Annotated in this window: 24 protein-coding genes and 1 riboswitch; of the genes, 6 read left to right on the top strand and 18 right to left on the bottom strand. The window is 68.8% G+C overall.

The window, feature by feature from the left end:
- Nucleotides 1-27: 27 nt before the first annotated feature.
- Nucleotides 28-663, top strand: a complete 636-nt coding sequence (locus tag ON30_RS05245) for a TetR/AcrR family transcriptional regulator (RefSeq protein WP_040704624.1) — start codon at nt 28-30, stop codon at nt 661-663.
- Here the strand turns inward: ON30_RS05245 and ON30_RS05240 are convergent, their stop codons facing one another.
- Genes ON30_RS05240 through ON30_RS05230 form a run of 3 tightly spaced genes read right to left on the bottom strand, consistent with a single transcriptional unit; the run spans nt 664 to nt 2449 of the window.
- On the bottom strand, nt 664-1170 hold the full coding sequence (locus ON30_RS05240; RefSeq protein WP_051028954.1) for a barstar family protein: 507 nt from the start codon (nt 1168-1170) through the stop codon (nt 664-666).
- Nucleotides 1170-1664: a guanyl-specific ribonuclease gene (locus ON30_RS05235; protein ID WP_040704623.1), complete on the bottom strand. Its 495-nt coding sequence runs from the start codon at nt 1662-1664 to the stop codon at nt 1170-1172. The genes ON30_RS05240 and ON30_RS05235 overlap by 1 nt, the downstream gene beginning before the upstream one ends.
- Nucleotides 1661-2449, bottom strand: a complete 789-nt coding sequence (locus ON30_RS05230; RefSeq protein WP_085999273.1) for an exodeoxyribonuclease III — start codon at nt 2447-2449, stop codon at nt 1661-1663. The genes ON30_RS05235 and ON30_RS05230 overlap by 4 nt, the downstream gene beginning before the upstream one ends.
- A gap of 69 nt (nt 2450-2518) precedes the next feature.
- Between ON30_RS05230 and ephH the strand changes: the two genes are divergently transcribed.
- A complete protein-coding gene (gene ephH, locus ON30_RS05225; RefSeq protein WP_083911150.1) occupies nt 2519-3466 on the top strand; it encodes an epoxide hydrolase EphH in 948 nt (315 codons plus the stop codon).
- 39 nt (nt 3467-3505) lie between these two features.
- Here the strand turns inward: ephH and ON30_RS05220 are convergent, their stop codons facing one another.
- From ON30_RS05220 to ON30_RS05185, 8 genes are all read right to left on the bottom strand, one after another.
- Nucleotides 3506-4753 (bottom strand): acyl-CoA dehydrogenase family protein, encoded by a 1248-nt coding sequence (locus tag ON30_RS05220; RefSeq protein ID WP_040704621.1) that lies wholly within the window; start codon nt 4751-4753, stop codon nt 3506-3508.
- Between the two features lie 44 nt (nt 4754-4797).
- A complete protein-coding gene (locus ON30_RS05215) occupies nt 4798-5676 on the bottom strand; it encodes an SDR family oxidoreductase (protein ID WP_040704620.1) in 879 nt (292 codons plus the stop codon).
- A 13-nt stretch (nt 5677-5689) separates the two neighbouring features.
- Entirely contained in the window at nt 5690-6559 is an 870-nt protein-coding gene (locus ON30_RS05210) for a MaoC/PaaZ C-terminal domain-containing protein (RefSeq protein ID WP_040704619.1), read from the bottom strand.
- Between the two features lie 10 nt (nt 6560-6569).
- Complete coding sequence (locus tag ON30_RS05205) at nt 6570-7007, bottom strand: type II toxin-antitoxin system Rv0910 family toxin (RefSeq protein WP_040704618.1); 438 nt, start codon at nt 7005-7007, stop codon at nt 6570-6572.
- A gap of 15 nt (nt 7008-7022) precedes the next feature.
- Nucleotides 7023-8228, bottom strand: a complete 1206-nt coding sequence (locus tag ON30_RS05200) for a lipid-transfer protein (RefSeq protein WP_040704616.1) — start codon at nt 8226-8228, stop codon at nt 7023-7025.
- Between the two features lie 111 nt (nt 8229-8339).
- Entirely contained in the window at nt 8340-8978 is a 639-nt protein-coding gene (locus ON30_RS05195; protein WP_040704615.1) for a TetR/AcrR family transcriptional regulator, read from the bottom strand.
- A gap of 55 nt (nt 8979-9033) precedes the next feature.
- The gene (locus tag ON30_RS05190; protein ID WP_040704742.1) at nt 9034-10197 is read right to left on the bottom strand and encodes an MFS transporter; all 1164 of its coding nucleotides are present in this window, start codon (nt 10195-10197) and stop codon (nt 9034-9036) included.
- Nucleotides 10198-10446: 249 nt separating this feature from the next.
- On the bottom strand, nt 10447-11664 hold the full coding sequence (locus tag ON30_RS05185; protein ID WP_040704613.1) for an NADP-dependent isocitrate dehydrogenase: 1218 nt from the start codon (nt 11662-11664) through the stop codon (nt 10447-10449).
- 433 nt (nt 11665-12097) lie between these two features.
- A riboswitch (SAM riboswitch) is annotated at nt 12098-12208 on the top strand.
- An 89-nt stretch (nt 12209-12297) separates the two neighbouring features.
- On the opposite strand from ON30_RS05185, the gene ON30_RS05180 reads away from it, so the two are divergent.
- Together ON30_RS05180 and metX are read left to right on the top strand one after the other, a co-directional pair.
- Entirely contained in the window at nt 12298-13626 is a 1329-nt protein-coding gene (locus ON30_RS05180; RefSeq protein ID WP_051028953.1) for a bifunctional o-acetylhomoserine/o-acetylserine sulfhydrylase, read from the top strand.
- Nucleotides 13623-14777, top strand: coding sequence for a homoserine O-acetyltransferase MetX (gene metX, locus ON30_RS05175; RefSeq protein ID WP_245553943.1), 1155 nt, complete (start codon nt 13623-13625; stop codon nt 14775-14777). Before ON30_RS05180 ends, metX begins: the two co-directional genes overlap by 4 nt.
- Before the next feature lie 126 nt (nt 14778-14903).
- Here metX and ON30_RS05170 read toward each other — a convergent pair whose 3' ends face one another.
- Nucleotides 14904-15149 carry a DUF3017 domain-containing protein gene (locus tag ON30_RS05170; protein WP_051028965.1) on the bottom strand — a complete coding sequence of 82 codons (246 nt, stop codon included), beginning with the start codon at nt 15147-15149 and terminating at the stop codon, nt 14904-14906.
- 334 nt (nt 15150-15483) lie between these two features.
- On the opposite strand from ON30_RS05170, the gene ON30_RS05165 reads away from it, so the two are divergent.
- Nucleotides 15484-16023, top strand: coding sequence for a hypothetical protein (locus ON30_RS05165; protein WP_040704612.1), 540 nt, complete (start codon nt 15484-15486; stop codon nt 16021-16023).
- 226 nt (nt 16024-16249) lie between these two features.
- On the opposite strand, the gene ON30_RS05160 is transcribed toward ON30_RS05165, so the two are convergent.
- Both ON30_RS05160 and ON30_RS42490 read right to left on the bottom strand, forming a co-directional pair.
- The gene (locus ON30_RS05160) at nt 16250-16519 is read right to left on the bottom strand and encodes a GFA family protein (RefSeq protein WP_218006237.1); all 270 of its coding nucleotides are present in this window, start codon (nt 16517-16519) and stop codon (nt 16250-16252) included.
- Nucleotides 16519-16632 (bottom strand): GFA family protein, encoded by a 114-nt coding sequence (locus ON30_RS42490; RefSeq protein ID WP_444543690.1) that lies wholly within the window; start codon nt 16630-16632, stop codon nt 16519-16521. Before ON30_RS42490 ends, ON30_RS05160 begins: the two co-directional genes overlap by 1 nt.
- Nucleotides 16633-16772: 140 nt before the next feature.
- On the opposite strand from ON30_RS42490, the gene ON30_RS05155 reads away from it, so the two are divergent.
- Nucleotides 16773-17237 (top strand): tRNA (cytidine(34)-2'-O)-methyltransferase, encoded by a 465-nt coding sequence (locus tag ON30_RS05155; protein ID WP_040704609.1) that lies wholly within the window; start codon nt 16773-16775, stop codon nt 17235-17237.
- Nucleotides 17238-17415: 178 nt separating this feature from the next.
- On the opposite strand, the gene ON30_RS05150 is transcribed toward ON30_RS05155, so the two are convergent.
- From ON30_RS05150 to ON30_RS05140, 4 genes are all read right to left on the bottom strand, one after another.
- The gene (locus ON30_RS05150; RefSeq protein WP_040704608.1) at nt 17416-17616 is read right to left on the bottom strand and encodes a DUF397 domain-containing protein; all 201 of its coding nucleotides are present in this window, start codon (nt 17614-17616) and stop codon (nt 17416-17418) included.
- A complete protein-coding gene (locus ON30_RS37155; protein ID WP_083911148.1) occupies nt 17609-18409 on the bottom strand; it encodes a helix-turn-helix domain-containing protein in 801 nt (266 codons plus the stop codon). Before ON30_RS37155 ends, ON30_RS05150 begins: the two co-directional genes overlap by 8 nt.
- A gap of 576 nt (nt 18410-18985) precedes the next feature.
- The gene (locus tag ON30_RS05145; protein ID WP_040704607.1) at nt 18986-19219 is read right to left on the bottom strand and encodes a DUF167 domain-containing protein; all 234 of its coding nucleotides are present in this window, start codon (nt 19217-19219) and stop codon (nt 18986-18988) included.
- Nucleotides 19220-19259: 40 nt separating this feature from the next.
- Nucleotides 19260-20303 carry a DUF4349 domain-containing protein gene (locus ON30_RS05140; protein WP_051028952.1) on the bottom strand — a complete coding sequence of 348 codons (1044 nt, stop codon included), beginning with the start codon at nt 20301-20303 and terminating at the stop codon, nt 19260-19262.
- Nucleotides 20304-20342 lie beyond the last annotated feature (39 nt).

Below are 20342 nucleotides of genomic sequence, written 5' to 3'. Positions count from 1 at the left end.
AGTCGCGCGGCGTGTCAGAATCGACCGGTGACTGCGCAGCGGACCTACGGCGGTGTCTCCGCCGACGAACGTCGCGCCCAGCGCCGCACGGCCCTGCTCGACGCCGCCCTCGAACTCATCGGCACCCACGGCTTCGCCAAACTCACGGTGTCGGGGCTGTGCGCGCAGGCCGGCCTCAACGAGCGCTACTACTACGAGAGCTTCGACGGCCGTGACGCGGTGCTGACCGCGGTGATCGACCGGATCGCCGCCGAGATGGCCGTCGCGATCGTCGAGGCGCTGCGCACCGCCCCCGACGACTCGCGCGCCAAAGCGCACGCCGCCATCACCGCGGGCATCCACCTGCTCACCGACGACCCGCGCAAAGCGCGGGTGTCGTTCATCGACGGACTGGCCACCGCGGAACTGCGGACCCGCATCACCGACACCGCGCGGGTCTTCTCGCGACTGGTCGCCGCCGAGGGCATCGGCTTCTACGGGATCGCCGACGCCCAGGTCGACCCGGCGGTCGACTTCCGGGCCACCTACCTGGTCGGTGGGCTCATCCACACCCTCACCGGCTGGATCCAGGGCGAACTGCCGATGACCCGCGACGAACTCGTCGACCACACCACCGACGTGTTCGTCCTGCTCGGCGAGGACTTGGCGGGCCGAGAGCGCTAGTCAGTCCAGCGACAGCGTGGACACCCGCGGCGAGGGCGAGGCCCCCTGGAACACCACGCGGAAAGCCACCTGCCGGTTGGCCCAGTAGTCCGCGCAGTCACGCATCGCGGCGAGGAACCACTCGCGCTGGGACTGCTCGTCGGCCAGCAGCGCGGCGAACGGACCGCGCACGACCACCACGTAACCCGGCGCGGCGCCCAGGAATTCGTCCAGGTCGCGCAGGCATTCGTCGAAAGCGTCCTTGTTCTCGCCGAAGTAGTACGGGAACTGCAACGCGGCCGCGAATTCGTCGAACACGCCCGCGGCGGTCCGCATCTTGGCCGCGCGCACCTCGCGCGTGCGGTATCCGTCCGGCGCGCGGTGGCGCACGGCGCTGAGTTCGGCCGCGTCCACCGGTAAGGCGCCCAGCGCAGGCCCCGCGGACTTGCCCACCGCGGCGACCATCGGGGCCGCGCCCACGGCGGCGGGACGGGCCAGGAACTGCGACAACGGAACCGACTTCGTCATCAGCGCATCCTAGTGAACGTCGCGTAGTGATCGCCGGTGTACCAGGCCGATCCGTCGCTGCCGGTGACGATGCGTTCGGCGTCGCGGGATCTGCCCTGCTGTTTGGGGTTGACGTCCCACTCCTGATAGGTGATCGCGCGGCCCTGGGGATCACTGCGCGGCAGGTCGCCGCCGCGGTTCATCCAGCGCTCCCCGCCTTTGGTCCCCGGCGCGTTCGCCGAATCCGGCCAGCGGCCCGCGTCGATCTCGACCAGCGTCGAGTAGGCGCGTTCGGGGACGCCCGCCACCTTCGTCGGCGGGGCCGCGGTCTGCGAGGCGACCGGGACCGCGGCCGCACCGGGGGCCAGGGTGTGCACGGCGCTGGTACGGGCGGGTCCGGCCGTCGACGGTTCGCTGTCGCCGTCGGTGCGCAAGCCGAGCACCGCGGCCACGATCACCACCGCGACCCCGAGGACCGCGGACAGCACCCGCGCGGGCTTCCAGGGCCCGGTCATCGGTACTGCACCGTGACGGGCGCGTGGTCGGACCAGCGCAGCGCGTAGGTGGGCGCGCGCTCGACCACGGCCTGCTTGGCACGGGCGGCGATCTCCCCCCGAGCCAAGAGGTAGTCGATGCGCCACCCGGCGTCGTTGTCGTAGGCGCGGCCGCGATAGGACCACCAACTGTAGGGACCGGGGACCTCGGGGTGCAGCGCGCGCACGGTGTCGACGTAGCCCGCCGCCAGCACGCCGTCGATCCAGGCCCGCTCCCCCGGCAGGAAGCCGGAGTTCTTCACGTTGCCCTTCCAGTTCTTGATGTCGAGCTCGGTGTGCGCCACGTTCCAGTCCCCGCAGATGACGAAATCGCTTGTGCGCGACAGCATGTGCGTGCCGATGGCGTCGAGGAAGCGGTACTTCTCGTCCTGCATGGGGGTGTCCGCCTCGCCGGTGTGCACGTAGACGCTGGCGACGGTGACGTCCTCGAAGTCGGCCTCGACGTAGCGGCCCGCCCCGTCGAATTCGGCGCTGCCGAGACCGACGCGGGCCGCCAAGGGTTCGCGCCGGGACAGGATGCCGACGCCGGCGCGCCCCTTGACGCCGGGTTCGGCGTGGGTCAGATACCACCCCTCGGCGAGCGCGGGGGCCAGCGCGGCCCTGGTCTGCGCGTCGGTCGCCCTGGTCTCCTGGATGCAGACGATGTCGGCTTCGGTGGCCGCCAGCCACTCGAGCATCCCCTTGCCGACCTTGCCCGTAGCGGCGCGAACGCCGTTGACGTTCACCGTAGAGATGATGTTGGCCACCTGTCGACCGTACAATGTAGGGAGGATCTACCCACCTCGGACACCTGCGTCCAGGAAGGGGTGACGACGATGACGTCCGATGCCTCCAAGCCCCGGGTTCTCGCCGCGCGCGGTGTGACATCGAAGAAGCAGGCCGCGGCGCCCGCACCGGCGAAGAAGAAATCGCCCCCGAAGCGCGTCCCCGTCGACGCCCGGCCGAAACCGATGAAAGCCCTGCACACGGGCTCCGGCGACCCGCTGCTGCTGTTGCACGGGTTCCTGCTGTCACCGCACTGCTGGGAGCAGACCGCGATGCGCCTGGCCACCCAGTGCGAGGTGTTCGCGCCCGCGCTGGCCGGGCACTGGGGCAGCGACGTCTCCGACGGGTGGGGCACCGACATCGCCACGCTCACCGACCGCGTCGAGGCCCAACTCGACGAACTCGGTTGGCGCACCTGCCATATCGCGGGCAATTCGCTGGGCGGGCGGATCGGTCTGGAGCTGGCCCGGCGCGGTCGGGCCCGCACGCTGACCCTGATCGCGCCCGCGGGCGGGTGGAGCACGCCGTCACTGGCCCAGGTCCGGGTGGGTCTGAAGTTCGCCTCGCTGCTGCCGCTGCTCGAGATCGGTAAGCGCTTGGGCGGTTTCGCGGCGAACAACCCGGTGACGCAGCGGTTCGCGGCCCTGTGGCTGACCAAGAACTTCGCTGCGGCTCCCCGGCGCGAATTCGCGGGCGCGATCACCTCGGCGCTGCACTGCGAGGTGATCCTGCCGGTGCTGCGCAGCGACCTGCGCGGCGTGGGGTTGGGCGAGTTGCGCTCGCTGCGCACCCCGGTGCGGTTGCTGCTCGCCGAATACGACCGGGTCATCCCGAATCGCACCTACGCCCGACGCTACCTGCGCGAACTGCCGGATTCGGCGGACCGCATCCTGATCAACGGGGTGGGTCACGTGCCGATGCTGGAAGCACCGGACCGCATGGCCACCCTCATCGCCGAACACGTCTACGCCAGTCGCACCACCCTGCGCGCCGTGTGAACCGGAACGGCCCGGACGCGTGCGCCCGGGCCGTCGGTCTCAGGCCAGCAGACCCTTGGCGATGTGGGTCACCTGGATCTCGTTGCTGCCCGCGTAGATCATCAGCGACTTCGCGTCGCGGGCCAGTTGTTCCACGCGGTACTCGGTCATGTAGCCGTTGCCGCCGAACAACTGCACCGCCTCCATGGCGACCTCGGTGGCCGCCTCCGAGGCGTACAGCTTGATCGCCGACGCCTCGGCCAGACTCGGCGGCTTCCCGGCCCGGCCGCGCTCCAACACGCTGAAGACCATGTTGCGCACGTTGATCCGGGCGATCTCCATCTTCGCCAGCTTCAACTGGACCAGCTGGAACCGGCCGATCTCCTGCCCCCACAGCGTGCGACTACGCGCGTAGTCCACGCACAGCCGCCTGCACTCCTCGATGATGCCCAGCGCCATGAACCCGACGCCGATGCGTTCGGCGGTGAAGCTGGAACGGGCGCTGTCGCGGCCGTCGCCGCCCGCGGGCTGTTCGCTCTCCCCCAGCAGCCGGTCGCGGCCCAGGCGCACGTTGTCGAAGAACAACTCGCCGGTCGGTGAGGCGTGCAGGCCCATCTTCTTGAACGGCTTGCCCTGGGTCAGCCCCTCCATGCCCTTGTCCAGCACGAAGGTCAGGACCTTGCGGTCGCGCTTGTCGACGGTGGGGTCGCCCTCGTCCAGCTTGGCGTAGACGATCATCACATCGGCGTACGGGCCGTTGGTGATGAAGGTCTTCTGACCGTTGAGGATGTAGTCCTCGCCGTCGCGCCGCACGTAGGTCTTCATGCCGCCGAAAGCGTCCGAACCGGAATCGGGTTCGGTGATGGCCCACGAGGCCACCTTGCGCATGGTCGACAGGTCGGCGAGCCAGCGCTGTTTCTGCGCGAGCGTGCCGCGCGAGCGGATGGTGGCCGCGCCCAGGCCGATCGACACGCCCATCGCGCTCACCAGACCCAGGCAGACGCCGGACAATTCGCTGATCACCACGGCCATCATGGATTCCTGGCCGCCGCCGTCACCCTCGTCGGACTCCGGGACCGGCTGCCCGGACAGGTCGGCCTCGGCGGCGGCCAGTTCGCGGGCCAGCGACTTCTCCACCGACGCCTGCGACATCGCGTCGATGCCGAACTGCGCGAACAGTTTCCGGATGATCGGATACGGGGGCAGCTCACCGCTGTCCAGGGCGTCCAGATTCGGCCGGATCTCCTTGTCCACGAACGCCCGCACGGCGTCGCGGACCAGCAGATCGGTCTCGGACCATTCGAACATCGGGATAGTCTCCTAACGGGTGGGTCGTGAGCCTGGCAGCCGGGTCAAGGCAGCCTGGCGGCGATGTCATCGATGGTCCACGATCCGTCGGTCTCGATCGTCTTCACGTCGTGCCACCCCGCGAGTTCGGAGATCGCACCGCCCTGCACGGCGAACACCTTTCCCGTGATCGAGCAGGCGTCCGAGGCCAGATACCCGACCAGCGGGGAGATGTTGGCGGGGCTGAACGCGTCGAACTCCCCCTCGGCCAATCCCTCGGCCTGCGCGGCCAGCATCGCGCCCATGCCGGGCGTGGCCAGGGTGAGGCGGGTCCGCGCGATCGGCGCGATGGCGTTGACGCGCACGCCGTAGCGGGCCAGTTCGTCGGCGGCGACCAACGTCAGGGCGGCGATTCCCGCTTTGGCCGCACCGTAATTGGCCTGTCCGGCGTTGGGCATCGTGGTGCCGGAGGCCGAGGCGGTGTTGACGACCGCGGCCCGCGGTTGTTCGCCGGCTTTGCTGCGCTGTTTCCAGTAGCCCGCGGCGTGACGCAGCACGGCCGCATGGCCTTTGAGGTGCACAGCGAGTACCGCGTCCCACTGCTGTTCGTCCATGCTCGCCAGGAAGGTGTCACGCAGGATGCCCGCGTTGTTGACCAGCACGTCCAGGCCACCGAACTCGCTGACCGCCTGGTCGACCAGGTTGCGCGCGCCGTCCCAGTCGGCGACGTCGTCGGTGTTGGCGACGGCTTTGCCGCCCGCGGCGACGATCTCGGCGACGACCTGTTCGGCCGGGCTCGCGTCCTCGCCCTCGCCGGCGTTGCTGCCGCCGCGGTCGTTCACCACGACCATCGCGCCTTCGCGCGCGAACAGCAGCGCGTGCTCGCGGCCGATCCCGCGACCGGCGCCGGTGACGACGGCGACCTTGCCGTGCAGTGCTGTCATGGATCTCTCCGATTCACTCGATGATCTCGGCGAGGCCGTCGCTCAGGACGACGTCCGCCCCGCGCACGGTCTCGAAGGTGTAGGCGGTGACGCCGTCTGTCGTGCCGACGCGGCGCACCCTGGTCTCCAAGTCGTCGCCGGGGAAGACCAGCGCGGCGAAACGCACCGCGAGGCGCTTGATTCGGTGCGCGTCGGACCCGCCGACCGAGGTGAGCACCGCCCAGGAGGCGAAGGCCATCGTGCACAGGCCGTGCGCGATGATGCCCGGCAGGCCCGCGTCCTTGGCGACCTGGTCGTCCAGGTGCAGCGGCACCGGGTCGCCGGAAGCCGCCGAATAGCGGAAGGTCTGGTCCTGGTCGACGTGCGCGTGGACCGCGGCGACAGGTTCGTCCCCGGTGTTCTCGATGCGGTGCGTCGGCGCGATCAGGCCCGCCGAGCGGCCCGCGTCGATGCCGCGGAAGAAGGCCGTCAAGTACTGCTCGTTGACCAGTTCGCCCGCCGCGTCCCGGCATTCGACCAGGATCGTGATGGTGGACCCGGCGGGACGCGCGGTGTAGCCGATGGCCTTGGCCCGCGAGACCAGTCGATCACCGGGGCGGATGGGCCGGTGGAAGTGGAAATCCTGCTCGCCGTGCACGACCCGGCCGAAGATGTTCAGCGGCGCGACCTCGAGCACCGGCATGAGCATGGCCTCGAAGACGGGGACGATCGCGAAGACCGGCGACCCGATCGCACCGTCGCGGTGCGCCGGGATCGGATCGTTCACCGCCGCCGCGTACTCGGCCATGCGGTCGGCGGTGACCTCGAAGATGTGCTCCTCGGACCAGACGTCGAGACCGCTGTCGTCGAATTCGACCGCGCGGGCCGCGGATTCGGCTGTCACCGTCGCCGCCTCAGGCCGCGGCCAGCGCGTCGAGCTTGTCCAGGGAGGCATCGAGTTGGGCCAGGCCGTCCTTCTCCACGGCCTTGCCCAACGCGCCCTTGATGAGCGCGCCGGTGAAATCGCCGGAGACGCCGATCGTGCTGCCGCCGTCGGCCCCGGGCCTGATGTCGAAACTGAATTCGGTCTCGACACCGGCCATGCCCTTGCCGCCGAGGGTGAGCCGATGCGGCGCGTCCACGGCGACGACCGTCCACTCCAGGGTGTTCGCCATCCCGAGCATGACGATCTTGGCGACGAGTTTCGCGCCGGGCGCGAGCGCGGCGGGCGGTTCTTCGAGGAACCGTTCGTGGATGGTGAACCACCGCTCCCAGGTCTGCGGGTCGGCCACGACCGCCCACAGCGCCTCCGGCGCGGCCGCGACGTCCTTGGTGGCTTCGATGTGTCCCATGACGATTCCCCTCGCTCAGCGCTCGGCGCGCTGGTAGGCGGTGACGACGGCCGCGCCGCCGAGTCCGATGTTGTGTTGCAGGGCGGCGGTGACACCGTCGACCTGGCGGCGGTCGGCCGCGCCGCGCAACTGCCAGGTCAGTTCGGAGCACTGGGCCAGCCCGGTCGCGCCGAGCGGGTGGCCCTTGGAGATGAGACCGCCGGACGGGTTGACGACCCACGTGCCGCCGTAGGTGGTGGCTCCGGCGTCGATCAACGAGCCCGCCTCGCCCTCCCCGCACAGGCCGAGGGCCTCGTAGAGCAGCAGTTCGTTGGCGGAGAAGCAGTCGTGCAACTCGATGACCTGGAAGTCGCGCGGACCGAGGCCGGACTGGTCGTAGACCTTGCGAGCGGCCTCGACGTTCATGTCGTAGCCGATGAGGTTCTTGGCGGTGCCATCGAAGGTGGAGGCGAAATCGGTGGTCATCGCCTGGCCGACGATCTCCACGGCCTGCCCGGCCAGTCCGTGCCGGTCCACGAAATCCTCGCTCGCCAGCACCACCGCGCCCGAACCGTCGGAGGTGGGCGAGCACTGGAGTTTGGTCAGCGGGTCGTAGATCATCCGCGCGGCGAGGATGTCGTCGAGGCTGTATTCGTCCTGGAACTGCGAATACGGGTTGTTCACCGAGTGCAGGTGGTTCTTGTGGCCGATGCGCGCGAAGTGTTCGGCGGTGGTGCCGTACTGCTTCATGTGCTCGCGGCCCGCCGCGCCGAACATCCACGGCGCGGGCGGGAGTTTCACCTCCGAGATCTCGGCCAGCGCCATGATGTGCTTGACCATCGGCTGTTCGCGGTCGTCCCAGGTGGAGCCGAGCGAACCGGGCTGCATCTTCTCGAAGCCGAGCGCCAGGGTGCAGTCGGCCAGGCCGCCGCGGATGGTCTGCGCGGCCAGATACAGCGCGGTGGACCCGGTCGAACAGTTGTTGTTGACGTTGACCACCGGGATGCCGGTCAGGCCGAGTTCGTAGACCGCGCGCTGCCCCGAGGTCGATTCGCCGTAGACGTAGCCGACGAAAGCCTGCTCGATCTCGCGGTAATCGATGCCCGCGTCGGCGAGGGCCTTGGTCCCCGATTCCCTGGCCATGTCGGGATAGTCCCAGGCGCTGCCGTCCTCGTTGGTGCGCCGTCCGGGCTTCTCGAACTTCGTCATGCCGACGCCGATCACGTAGACCTTGTTCGTCATCGAACTCCCTCGGGTCGGTCGCCCGTGCGGGCGATCCCTGCGATGAAAACAAACATACAGATATGTATGTAACACCACAACGGTGTGACCGGGACCGGGTACGGACGGAATTCAGTCGGCCGAGACGACCTTCGCGACACCCGCCATCGCCCGCAGGTGCACACAGGCCCGCCGCCAGCGACGGCGCGCGCGCTCGGAATCGGCATCGATGAAGTTGGCGATCAGGATGCCGCGCAGCGCGTCCATCGCCGTGTAGACGAAATCGCGCGCCTCCTTGCGGCGCAGTTCGTCGGGCACGAAACGGACCACCGCCGTGAGCACCGCGTTGTTCACGAACGGTTCGACCTTCTCCATCGCCGAGGCCAGCACCGGATCGGTGCGCCCCGCCACCCACAACTCCACCGTCGCGATGAACAGCGGCCCCTGGTGCAGTTCCCACAGGTAGTCCAGGGTGACCTCGAGCGGGTCCACCCCGACGACCACGCGGTCCATCTCCCGCATGGCCGTCTCGGCGCGGCGCTGGGCCAGTCTGCTGACCGCGGCCACCACCAGATCGGCCTTGGACCCGAAATGGTGGACCTGGGCGCCGCGCGTCACGCCCGCGCGCTCGGCGACGCGGGGCGTGGTGGTGCCCGCGTAGCCGTAGTCGACCAGGCAGTCGATGGTGGCGTCGAGCAGACGGGTGCGCATCTCGCTGCTGCGCTGCTCCTGCGTCCGCCGCCGCGGCTTGGTGGCGTCGGTCCCGGTCATTCGGTCGATTCTACACTTACGTACAGGTGTGTATGTTCTGCCGCGCGGGTCCGGTTCACGACCGGACGACCACCTCGGGGGCCGGCGTCGCGCGTCGTGCGGTCCACACCGTCACCGCGAACAGCAGCACGCCGAGCACCGCCAGACCCGCGCCGACCGCGGCGGGCGCGGTGTAGCCGAGGCCCGCCGCGATGACCAGACCGCCCAGCCACGCGCCCGCCGCGTTGGCGATGTTGAGCGCGGCGTGGTTGAGCGCCGCCGCCAGCGTCTGCGCGTCGGCGGCCACATCCATCAACCGGGTCTGCAAGCCGGGCGCGAGCGCCGCACCGGACGCGCCGATCAGGAACGCCCCGATCGCGGCCGTGAACGGGTTGTGCGCGGCCGCGACGAACAGCGCCAGGATGACCACCATCGCGACCAGGGCCAGGAAGATCGCGCGATCCACGCCGCGATCGGCGAGCACGCCGCCGAGGATGTTGCCCGCCACCATGCCCAGGCCGAACAGCATCAGCACGATCGGGACCAGCCCCAACGACATGCCCGCGACGTCGGTCAGCGTGGTGGTGACGTAGGTGTAGACGGCGAACATGCCGCCGAAGCCGATCGCGCCCACCGCCAGGGTCAGGATCACCTGCGGGCGGCGCAGGGCGCCGAGTTCGGTGCGGGGATCGGTCGTGGAGAGCCCGGTGAGTTCCGGGACGAAGCGCAGCAGCGCGAGAACCGTCGCCACGCCGATCAGCGTGACCACGACGTAAGCGTTGCGCCAGCCCAGATGCTGCCCCAACCACGTCGCTACGGGAACGCCGACAACGTTGGCGGCGCTCAGACCCAGCATAACCGCCGCTACGGCCTTGGCGCGCTGTCCCGCCGGAGCCAACGTCGCCGCCGCCAGCGAGGCCACGCCGAAATACGCGCCGTGCGGCAGACCGGCCACGAAACGGGCCGCCACGAGCGGGACGAAACTCGGCGCCAGCACCGTCGCGAGATTGCCCAGGGTGAAGGCCACCATCAACGCCATCAGCAGGCGCTTGCGCGGAACGCGGGCGCACAGCGCCGCGATCAGGGGCGCGCCGATCACCACGCCCAAGGCGTAGGCGGAGACCGCGTGCCCGGCGGTCGGCTCGGAGACCTGCATCGCCGCCGCGATATCGGGCAGCAGGCCCATCGTGACGAACTCGGTGGTGCCGATGCCGAATCCGCCGAGGGCCAGCGCCAGCATGGCGGGCACATGCCAATCGACCCGGGCGTCGGACGGGTGCGGTGGCGCGTCGACGGAATCGGTCACGTCTGTGTGCAACGGGCCGTTCGCCGCGAAATCATCCCGATCCGAGGTGAGCTGAGCCACTCCCGGGAACGAAATCGGGCACCCGAACCACCGTGGAAGGTGGGCGGGTGCCCGGTGGGGTCCGGCGCCGGGGATGCCCCAGCGCCGGAGGCGGAGCGGGCTCGTGACCCGCCCCGGACCGGCTCAGCGCAGCGCGCGGGCCAGGTTCTCGTCGAGCGCGCCGAGGAACTCCTCGGTGCTCAGATACCCCTGATCGCCGCCGACCAGCAGCGCGAGGTCCTTGGTCATCTGACCGCCCTCGACGGTCTTGATGACGACGTCCTCGAGGGTCTGCGCGAAGCCGATCACCTCGGGGGTGTTGTCCAGCTTGCCGCGGTGCTCGAGGCCGCGGGTCCAGGCGAAGATCGACGCGATCGGGTTGGTCGAGGTCGGCTTGCCCTGCTGGTGCTGGCGGTAGTGCCTGGTCACCGTGCCGTGCGCGGCCTCGGCCTCACAGGTCCTGCCGTCCGGGGTCAGCAGCACCGAGGTCATCAGGCCCAGCGAGCCGAAGCCCTGCGCCACGGTATCGGACTGCACGTCGCCGTCGTAGTTCTTGCACGCCCAGACGTAGCCGCCCTCCCACTTCATGGAGGAGGCGACCATGTCGTCGATGAGGCGGTGCTCGTAGGTGAGCCCGGCCGCGTCGAACTGGGTCTTGAACTCGGCGTCGAACACCTCCTGGAAGGTGTCCTTGAACATGCCGTCGTAGGCCTTGAGGATGGTGTTCTTGGTCGACATGTAGACCGGGTAGTTCTGCTGCAGGCCGTAGTTGAACGAGGCCCGCGCGAAATCCTCGATGGATTTCTTGAAGTTGTACATGCCCATGACGACGCCGCCGTCCTCGGGCATCTTCACGACCTCGTGGACGATCGGCTCGCTGCCGTCCTCGGGGGTGAAGGTGAGGGTGACCGTGCCCGCCTGGAACACCTTGAAGTCGGTGGCGCGGTACTGGTCGCCGAATGCGTGGCGGCCGATGATGATGGGCTTGGTCCAGCCGGGGACCAGACGCGGAACGTTCGAGATGATGATGGGCGCGCGGAAGATCGTGCCGCCGAGGATGTTGCGAATGGTGCCGTTGGGCGAGCGCCACATCTTCTTCAGGCCGAATTCCTCGACCCGAGCCTCATCCGGGGTGATCGTGGCGCACTTGACGCCGACACCGTGTTCCTTGATCGCGTTCGCGGCGTCGATCGTGACCTGGTCGTCGGTCTTGTCACGGTATTCGATGCCGAGGTCGTAGTACTCGAGGTTCACGTCGAGATACGGGTGGATCAGCTTGTCCTTGATGAACTGCCAGATGATCCGAGTCATCTCGTCGCCGTCGAGTTCTACGACGGTGCCTTCAACCTTGATCTTGGACATGGATCTTCGTGTCCTCCTAGGATGGTGCCCTCATTGCACGGCCAGGCGAACACGCTTGTGAGCGGACCCCAGCTGTTCCAACAGACAACGTATATGTCCCGCGTTGTCGGCGGGACGTGTGGTGCAAACAAGACAAGCGTACTGCTGCTGCCCCGTTCACCGCGCGGGGAGGTGCCACTGTGCGGGACCTCGCAGCGTACCGGGTGTGAGCTGTGATTTGTTACCCACAAGTAGGTCCGGGGTGACGCGGCGCACCGTCCCGCGGTGGCCCACGCGGCCGCTCCGGCGCGGTCCGCGCGGCCGGTGGGCGCGCTCGGCCCGCGCGGGCCCGGCAACGTTCCGGCGATCATCCGGGAAGGGGACGCCGTCCGGGCGAGCGGGACGACCGGACGGATTTCGAGCACCGGGCGCGCGCCGGTTACGATGTTCGACGGGTCATGAGTGCCAGCGTCAAGCCCCGGCTAGCTGGACGGCAACCCTCCAGCTGCGGTGGGGTGCTCCGGGTGATGACCGGGCTCCCGAAGGCCGGGAGCAAGCGCGCTGTTCAGGAGGTATCCCCGATGTGTCGTTGTCCGTTCCGCGCCCCGCGATGACCGTCGGTCCGGCGAACAACCCTCTCCCCTGGAGCACAGCATGAGCGACGCCACTCCGTCCCCGATCGACCCCGCCGCCTGGTCCTTCGAGACCAAACAGGTGCACGCGGGCCAGACGCCCGACCCGGCCACCGGCGCCAGGGCGCTGCCGATCTACCAGACGACCTCCTACGCCTTCCGCGACACCGAGCACGCCGCCGCGCTGTTCGGGCTCGCCGAACCGGGCAACATCTACACGCGGATCATGAACCCCACCCAGGACGTGGTGGAACTGCGCGTCGCCGCGCTCGAAGGCGGCGTCGCCGCGCTGCTGGTGTCCTCCGGGCAGGCCGCCGAGACCTTCGCGATCCTCAACCTCGCGGGCGCGGGCGACCACATCGTGTCCAGCCCGCAGCTCTACGGCGGCACCTACAACCTGTTCCACTACACGCTGCCCAAACTCGGCATCGAGATCTCCTTCGTCGACAACCCGGACGACCTCGAGCAGTGGCGCGCCGCGATCCGGCCCAACACGAAGGCCCTCTACGGCGAGACCATCGCCAACCCGAGCAGCGCCGTCCTCGACATCCACGGCATCGCCGACGTCGCCCACGCCGCGGGCGTCCCGCTCATCGTGGACAACACCGTCGCCACGCCCTACCTGATCCAGCCGCTGGCCCACGGCGCCGACATCGTCGTGCACTCGGCCACCAAATACCTCGGCGGCCACGGCGCGGCCATCGCGGGCGTACTCGTCGACGGCGGCTCCTTCGACTGGACGGTGCGCGACGAGAACGGCTCGTCCCGCTTCCCCGGCTTCACCACCCCCGACCCCAGCTACCACGGCGCGGTCTTCGCCGACCTCGGCGCACCCGCCTACGCCCTCAAAGCGCGCGTGCAACTGCTGCGCGACCTGGGCTCCGCGGTATCACCGTTCAACGCCTTCCTCATCGCCCAAGGGCTCGAGACGCTGAGCCTGCGCGTCGAACGGCACGTCGCCAACGCGGTCGCCGTCGCCGAATTCCTCGCCGAACACCCGGAGGTCGTGGTCGTGCACTACGCCGGACTGCCCTCCTCCCCCTGGCACGCGCGGGCGAAGGAACTCGCCCCCAAAGGCGCGGGCGCGATCGTGTCCTTCGAATTGCGCGGCGGCGTCGACGCGGGCAAGAAATTCGTCGACGCGCTGACCCTGCACAGCCACGTCGCCAACATCGGCGACGTGCGGTCGCTGGTCATCCACCCGGCCTCGACCACGCATTCGCAACTCACCCCCGCCGAACAGGTCGCCGCGGGCGTCACCCCCGGGCTGGTCCGACTGGCCGTCGGCATCGAGGGCATCGACGACATCCTCGCCGACCTACGCGCCGGATTCGCGGCGGCGACCACGTGATCGCGGGCACCCAACCCGGCACCGGGCGACCCGCCACCGGAGCGGATCTACTACCCCCGCCCGACGGACGTCTCGGCGTCGTCCCGATCGGCGACGTCGCCCTGGAGAACGGCGCGATCATCCCCGACGTGCGACTGGCCGTGCAGCGCTGGGGCGAACTGTCCCCCGCCCTGGACAACGTGGTGCTGATCGAACACGCGCTCACCGGCGACTCGCACGTCACCGGACCGGCCGACGAGACCCACCAGCAGGCCGGATGGTGGGACGGACTCGTCGGCCCCGGCGCCGCCGTCGACACCGACGAATGGTGCGTCGTCGCGACCAACGTCCTCGGCGGCTGTATGGGCAGCACCGGCCCCGCCGCCCTCGCCCCCGACGGGAAACCGTGGGGCGCGCGGTTCCCCGAGATCTCCATCCGCGACCAGGTCACCGCCGAGATCGCCCTCACCCGGGTCCTCGGCATCGACCGCCTCGCCGCCGTCGTCGGCGGCTCGATGGGCGGCATGCGGGTCCTGGAATGGATGATCGGCGCGCCCGAACGCGTGACCGCCGCCCTGATCCTGGCCGTCGGAGCCCGCGCCACCGCCGACCAGATCGGCACGCAGACCACCCAGATCGCCGCCATCAAAGCCGATCCGGACTGGCAGAACGGCGACTACCACGGCACCGGCCGCGCCCCCACCGCGGGCATGGGCATCGCGCGGCGCATCGCCCACCTCACCTACCGCACCGAAGGCGAACTCGACCACCGCTTCGCCAACGACCCGCAGGACGGCGAGGACCCGCGCGCGGGCGGCCGCTACGCGGTGCAGAGCTACCTCGAATACCAGGCCGAGAAGCTGTGCGCCCGTTTCGATCCCGCCACCTACGTACTGCTGTCCGAGGCGATGAACCGGCACGACGTCGGACGCGGCCGCGGCGGGATCGCCGCGGCGCTGGCCTCCACCCCCGTGCCGTGCGTGGTCGGCGGCGTCGACTCCGACCGGCTGTACCCGCTGCACACCCAGCGCGAACTCGCCGAGGGTCTGCCCGGATGCGACGGGCTCGAGATCCTGCACTCCCGCGACGGACACGACGGATTCCTCACCGAAGCGGCGGCGGTCTCGAAGCTGTTGATCGAGACCATGCGGTTGGCGCGCGAACACCGCTGAGAGCGGGCGGGTTTCGGCTCGGATCCGGTCGGTTGCGCGGTTCGGAGCGCCCGGGTTCCGATCGCCTCGGCGGTTCGATCGAACCGGATCGGATTGCCCTCGGGTCGTCTCGCCTCGGCGGGGCGCTCAGCCGACGCCGATGGTGGTGATGGTCGCGGCCAGCGTGACGATCACCGATCCCAGCAGGGTCAACGCGGCGACGTCGAACGGGCGACTGCGCACCGCCAGCAGTCCGACGCGCGCCGTCGGCAGGCACAACCGGAAAGCGGCGGCCAACAACGTCGCACCGCCGAAGAACAACGCCCCGCGCCGCCAGCGATCCTGGGCGACGAACACCACCGCCACCACGATCACGAGCGTCACCACCACCATCGGCAGGTGACAGCGCAAGAACTGCCCCCACGCACTCGACTGCCTCCCGGCGGCGGATTCGACATCGTTCACGGTCCGATTGTCGCAGACCGGGACCGGACGGTCCCGGCCCCCCGCGTCGCCGGACTGGGGTTCGTCACCTACGCGCCGTGCAGTGGCCTGCCCCGACGTACCCGGCTGCGGCCCGCTGCCTCCGCGCGCGGCAGTGGTTCGCGCCGGCGTGCCGGTCCGTGTCGCCTTGACCCGCGCGGGTGGGCGGCACCAGACTGGAGCACCGTACGCGGGTTCCACCGGTCCGGCGGAACCTGTTCATCGGGGACGATCGGGGGAATCAATGCGTATCGCACGTGCCGTCATCGCAGCCGCGCTGCTGACCGCTCTCACCGCTTGCGGCGAGGACGACGTCACCGGCTCCGCCACCCCGGCCGTCGCGGCCCCGTCGGCCGCCAACACCTCCTCCCCCGTGTTCGGCCCGCGCGGCTACGGCGCGCTGCGCCTGGGCATGACCACGATGGACGCCCAGGCCACCGGCGAGATCGCGAAACTTGAGGACATGGGCGGCGATCCGGAAGGCTGTGGCAGCTACACCACCACGTCGGGCGCGAGCGGCTTCACCAAACACGGCAAGATCGTCGCGATCATGCACAACAAGTTGCCCGCCACCACCCCCGAAGGCATAACCGTCGGCTCCACCCTCGACGAGGTCCGCGCCGCCTACCCCACCCTCACCCTCGGCCACAACTGGAGTTCCGCCGACCTCGCCGAAGACCCCACCGTCCACTACGGCTTCCTCGGCCTGCGCCTGCAGAGTCCCCCCACCGCCCAGGTGACCCAGATGCTCCTCTACAACGACGACGACACCTGCCACAACTGACCCGCGATGAGTCCCGCCGCCGCCTCACCTTCGCCGGAATCCTGACCGCGGAAACAGATCTCGCCGCCCGCTCCGAAGAACTACTCCGCACCGAACGTCTTCGCGAGAACGATTCGTCACCGGAAGCGACTGCCGCACAGCAGATATCAGGTTCGGGAGCGTGCGGAGCCGGCCCTGATCGCCCCAGCGAAGCTCGATTCGATCCTGCCCGCAGAGCGTCAGGTGTTCAGTCGCCGTCGTCGGTGCTCTCGATCGGCGCGAGCCAGGGGACGGCGTCGGCGCTGAACGACTGGTGGACGGGGACCAGGTCGGAGTGGTCGTCGAGCGACATCATCGTCACGCCGACGCCACCCGCCGCGTCACCGCGCGAAGCGACCGTGGAACCGCAGACCGGGCAGAAACCGCGCCCGATCCCGGGGTAGGTCTCGAACCATCGCGGTTCGCCGCCGACGCCGACCCAGCTCAGCGCGGCCTCGGGGAACCCGACCCACGCCATCACCGGAGTGCCCCCAGGCGTTGGCAGTGCGCGCACGAACAGAGATGCGGCCAAATTGCCTCGGCCTCGGCCCGATAACGAATATGCCCACACAGGCAGCCGCCCTCACGCATTCGCCCTCCTTTTCGCATGCGACCCGCATCCTTGGAAACCGGGCTGCCGATCACGAGGCCGGTGGTGATAGCGGCGAGCCCAACGTCCGCGACCGACATGGTTGCGGCGTCCGCCATCGCGCCTGGTTGACTGGATAGCTGTGTTCAGACTGATTTTCCATGAGCCCGCGATTCCGGGAAATACCGGGAATGCCATTCGGTTGGTGGCCGGGGTGGGGTGTGAGCTGCATCTGGTGGAGCCGTTGGGGTTCGATCTGTCGGAGGCGAAGTTGCGGCGGGCGGGGTTGGATTACCACGATCTGGCTTCGGTGACGGTGCATCCGAGTCTGGAGCGGGCTTGGGCGGCGGTGGAGGGGGCGCGGGTCTTCGCGTTCACCACGCAGGCCGAGGCCCGATACACCGATATCGAGTATCAGGAAGGGGATGTGCTGCTGTTCGGGACCGAGCCGACCGGGTTACCGGAGGAAGTGCTGGCCGATCCGCGGATCACGGCGCGGGTGCGGATTCCGATGGTGGCGGGACGGCGGTCGATGAATCTGTCGAACGCGGCGGCGGTGGCGGTGTACGAGGCGTGGCGGCAGGCGGGATTCGCCGGGGGGACGTGATCGCCTGCGTCGCTGCGCGGGCGTGTCAGATGCGTGTGGGCTGACAGAGATGCACCGCAGCCAGGGCGCGCGCGAGTACTCGGAATCGTGCGCGTTCATCTGGCAGCCGAAGGTGCCGACCTAGTGGTGGCCGGCCCGGTCACGATGACGCTTCCCGCCGCCGGGGGCGGGCACAGACTCAGCCGAACTGGTCGAACTCCCCGGCGTTGACGCCCTCGAGGAAGGCTGACCACTCCGCACGAGTGAAGGCGACGGTTCCGGCATCGCGGGCATTGCTGTTGCGGACGTAGACAGTGCTAGGCGTACCGGCAACCTCCACACACGTGCCGTTGTCGGTGAAGCTCGACACTCGCCAGTCGAGCGTGTTGAGGTCATCCACGGTGTTTCCACTCCTCCGCTAGCCCTAGAACGAACTTGCGCGACTCTTTGGGATTCAGAGCTACCTTTGCCCCGTGGTCGTATGCGCTACCGAAGTATCCCACCTCTTCGGCATCGGTTATCCAACGCCCGCCGGCATAGGACTCGAAATGCACTCTCGGTGATCCCCACGGATGACTCATGATTGAGAAGCAGTTGAGCCGACGCGCCTCGTACTGTCCAGCGTCATAGGTGGTCACTCGCACCGTGACGTTCGGCAACTGCGACAGTTCGGCCAGGGTCGACAGTTGATCAACCATCACTGCCGGTGTCCCGACCCTGAGCCTCAAGGCAGATTCGGGCATGATCACGTCCAGTTCAAGCTCACCTGATCGAACCCGCTTCTGTCGGTGCAAGCGTTGATCTACGGCTTGTTGCACGTAGGTGTCCGAGACTCCGGAGACACCGATACGGCTCACCAATGCCTCTACGTAACTTGGGATTTGAAGCAATCCGTAGACCGCTCTGGGCTCATGGCTTCGGATCGATGTTGCAGACTGCTCCATTCCGAGATAGGTCGACAACCACTCCGGCACTTCACCCTCCACCGCGGGAACGCTGCTGAGCATCGCTGACAGCTCATCCATCGTAATGCCCAGCGACTCAGCATATTTGGTGCGCTGCACCGGGTGCGGGGTTCCCTCGTTGCGTTCCCATCTACCCAGCGTCGTACGGTCGACTTCGACCTCTGCGGCAATCTGTTCCTGAGTCTTGCCGGTGGCCTTCCGAGCCTCGATCAGTCGCTGTCTGCGCATAAACGCATCGTAGGTACATCTTGTGCGCCGTGGTTCGGATCGGTTCGCACGCGCAGCATTGAACCTGAACAGGGGAATCTATCGAGGGGAACCGATCATGCATGCTCTACCGCAACGCATTCCGGGGTCACATGCGTACCCGAACAGCAGGGTAGAGCGCCCATCCCTAGAGCTGCTGATGCGCACCGTTGACGCGCTCACCAAGTGGTCAGCGGACGACTCGCAACAGTCCGGGGGGGCTCGATGGTTGCGATAGATGAACGTTGGCTCGACTGCTCGCATGATCCCGATCAGCTCAACGACCAGTCGGCAAAGCTGATTCTGAGCTTGCACAGGCACCCCACCTGGCAGCCATGCCTACCTCAGTTGGCCGCACTCGCGTATCTGTCCAATCCCTACGTAGACGACTACGAATAGGTAGGTCCGCAATGTTCTCCGAAGTCATCTTGGTCGTCTTGGTCATAGGACTCGTAGCTTTCACACTCGCCTGTGCATTCTGGTGACGACACCAGCGATTCCGCCAAGACAGAGATGCACGGGCGAGCAGACGCAGACGCGCGGGCGGTCAGGGCGCGGTCAGAGGTCGATGTCGAAGCGTTTCGTGCGGGAGGTCGCACCCGCGGTCAGGCGGACGCGGCTCTTGGGGACGCCGAAGTGGTCGGCGAGGAGTTCGATGGCGGCTTTGTTGGCTTTGCCCTCGACGGCGGGAGCGCGGACGTAGAGGTGCAGGGTGCCGTCGTCCCGGGGTTCGACCAGCGGGCCTTTGCGGCTGTTCGGGGTGATCGTCGCGCGAATCACCTTCGGGGGCACCGTGGTCCTTTCACCTGCTGTCGTGGAGTCACGCGATTCGTCACGCACGTGGTTCTTCGGGGGCGGCCTCGGCACCGGAAGACCCGGACCTGGCGGGACCGGGCGCGGAAGGATCGGATTCCGAAGGACTCGCCTCGGTCGCACCGGACTCCTTGGAGCCGGCCACGGAAGCCGCATCGGAAACTCCGCCCGCCGTCGCGTGACGCGCACGCGGCGACCCGGCGGTCGAACGCCGCCGGAAGAGCTGACCGATCCCCCATCCGATTCCGGCGAGCAGCGCGAGGAACACCAGCCACGGAACGGCTTTGCCCACGGTCACGATCGCGTCCTGGAGGAAGTCGATCAGGGAGTTCCAGCCGGAGACGAGACCGTCCCAGAAGTTGGACGGGCCGGGGTCGTGGGTGTGGGATTCGGGGGCGGTGAGGGTGATGGTGAGGCTGGAGAGGGCGACTTGGTCGTCGAGGCGGCGTTGTTGGGCGGTGAGGCTGTCGAGTTCGCCTTGTCTGCTGGACAGGGCGTTCTCGGCGGCGATGAGGTCGGCGGTGTTGGTGGCGCCGGCGATGAGGGCGCGCAGGCGGTCGACGGAGGCGCGCAGGGCGCGGATCTTGGCGTCGAGGTCTTCCCACTGCATGGTGACGTCGTCGCGGTTGGTGTTGACCAGGGTGAGTTCGCCGATGCCGCCGAGGCCGTCGATGAAGGCGTCGGTGCGGTCGGCGGGGACGCGCACGGTGAGGGTGGCGCTGGGGTCCTGCTCGTCGGTGCCGGGTTGTTCGGTGCGGCTGTCGAGGCGGCCGCCCGCGGCGCGCACCCGGTCGGCGACGGTCGCGGCGGCGGCGATCGGGTCGTCGGCGGTGATGTCGATGCTGCCGGTGACGACTTCTTTGCGCGCGGTGACTTCGGCGCCGCCCTGTTCGCGGCCGCTGTCGGCGGGCGTCGGTGCTTGTTCGCGCAGGCCGGGCGGGGTGATCGCGGGCGCGACGGTGGACGCCGATCTGCCGTCGGAGGAGGCGGTTTCGTCGCTGCCGCAGCCCGCGAGCAGCGTCGTGAGGGTCAGGCCGAGGCACAGCAGGGCGAGCTTGCGCATGGTCGCAGGGTAGCCGTTGCGGCGGCGGCGCGGTCGGGG

The sequence above is a fragment of the Nocardia takedensis NBRC 100417 genome (genome assembly GCF_000308695.1).
GTDB classification, from domain to species: domain Bacteria; phylum Actinomycetota; class Actinomycetes; order Mycobacteriales; family Mycobacteriaceae; genus Nocardia; species Nocardia takedensis.
This window is presented reverse-complemented; position numbering and strand designations above follow the sequence as displayed.

Excerpts from the sequence above, each read along its gene's own strand:
- ON30_RS05240 (WP_051028954.1), bottom strand. The coding sequence starts at position 1,170 with ATGACGAAGTCGGTTCCGTTGTCGCAGTTCCTGGCCCGTCCCGCCGCC.
- ON30_RS05235 (WP_040704623.1), bottom strand. The coding sequence starts at position 1,664 with ATGACCGGGCCCTGGAAGCCCGCGCGGGTGCTGTCCGCGGTCCTCGGG.
- ephH (WP_083911150.1), top strand. The coding sequence starts at position 2,519 with ATGACGTCCGATGCCTCCAAGCCCCGGGTTCTCGCCGCGCGCGGTGTG.
- ON30_RS05220 (WP_040704621.1), bottom strand. The coding sequence starts at position 4,753 with ATGTTCGAATGGTCCGAGACCGATCTGCTGGTCCGCGACGCCGTGCGG.
- ON30_RS05215 (WP_040704620.1), bottom strand. The coding sequence starts at position 5,676 with ATGACAGCACTGCACGGCAAGGTCGCCGTCGTCACCGGCGCCGGTCGC.
- ON30_RS05205 (WP_040704618.1), bottom strand. The coding sequence starts at position 7,007 with ATGGGACACATCGAAGCCACCAAGGACGTCGCGGCCGCGCCGGAGGCG.
- ON30_RS05200 (WP_040704616.1), bottom strand. The coding sequence starts at position 8,228 with ATGACGAACAAGGTCTACGTGATCGGCGTCGGCATGACGAAGTTCGAG.
- ON30_RS05195 (WP_040704615.1), bottom strand. The coding sequence starts at position 8,978 with ATGACCGGGACCGACGCCACCAAGCCGCGGCGGCGGACGCAGGAGCAG.
- ON30_RS05190 (WP_040704742.1), bottom strand. The coding sequence starts at position 10,197 with ATGCTGGCGCTGGCCCTCGGCGGATTCGGCATCGGCACCACCGAGTTC.
- ON30_RS05185 (WP_040704613.1), bottom strand. The coding sequence starts at position 11,664 with ATGTCCAAGATCAAGGTTGAAGGCACCGTCGTAGAACTCGACGGCGAC.
- ON30_RS05180 (WP_051028953.1), top strand. The coding sequence starts at position 12,298 with ATGAGCGACGCCACTCCGTCCCCGATCGACCCCGCCGCCTGGTCCTTC.
- ON30_RS05170 (WP_051028965.1), bottom strand. The coding sequence starts at position 15,149 with ATGGTGGTGGTGACGCTCGTGATCGTGGTGGCGGTGGTGTTCGTCGCC.
- ON30_RS05165 (WP_040704612.1), top strand. The coding sequence starts at position 15,484 with ATGCGTATCGCACGTGCCGTCATCGCAGCCGCGCTGCTGACCGCTCTC.
- ON30_RS05160 (WP_218006237.1), bottom strand. The coding sequence starts at position 16,519 with ATGGCGTGGGTCGGGTTCCCCGAGGCCGCGCTGAGCTGGGTCGGCGTC.
- ON30_RS42490 (WP_444543690.1), bottom strand. The coding sequence starts at position 16,632 with ATGCGTGAGGGCGGCTGCCTGTGTGGGCATATTCGTTATCGGGCCGAG.
- ON30_RS37155 (WP_083911148.1), bottom strand. The coding sequence starts at position 18,409 with ATGCGCAGACAGCGACTGATCGAGGCTCGGAAGGCCACCGGCAAGACT.
- ON30_RS05140 (WP_051028952.1), bottom strand. The coding sequence starts at position 20,303 with ATGCGCAAGCTCGCCCTGCTGTGCCTCGGCCTGACCCTCACGACGCTG.